The organism is Bacteroides caecigallinarum (genome assembly GCF_016902295.1).
GTDB classification, from domain to species: Bacteria; Bacteroidota; Bacteroidia; order Bacteroidales; family Bacteroidaceae; genus Phocaeicola; species Phocaeicola caecigallinarum_A.
This window is the reverse complement of record NZ_JACJLQ010000240.1, coordinates 1-219: the sequence shown is the minus strand read 5'-3', so window position 1 is coordinate 219 and position 219 is coordinate 1. Positions and strand designations below refer to the sequence as shown.

Genomic DNA, 219 nt, shown 5'->3' with positions numbered 1-219 from the left:
GCATTTAGGTGCAGCCTCGAGGATTACTGATGTGAGGTAGAGCGACTGATTGGATGCGAGGGCTTCACCGCCTATCAAGTCCTGACAAACTCCGAATGCGCATCAGTTTTACCCCGGGAGTGAGGGCATGGGTGCTAAGGTCCGTGCCCGAGAGGAGAACAATCCGGACCATCGGCTAAGGCCCCGAAATGACAGCTAAGTTAAACTAACGAAGTCAGA

Annotated in this window: 1 rRNA gene; it reads left to right on the top strand. The window is 53.4% G+C overall.

Annotation, left to right across the window (positions count from 1 at the left end):
• A 23S ribosomal RNA gene (locus tag H6A27_RS14975) occupies window positions 1-219 on the top strand; the annotation flags it as partial.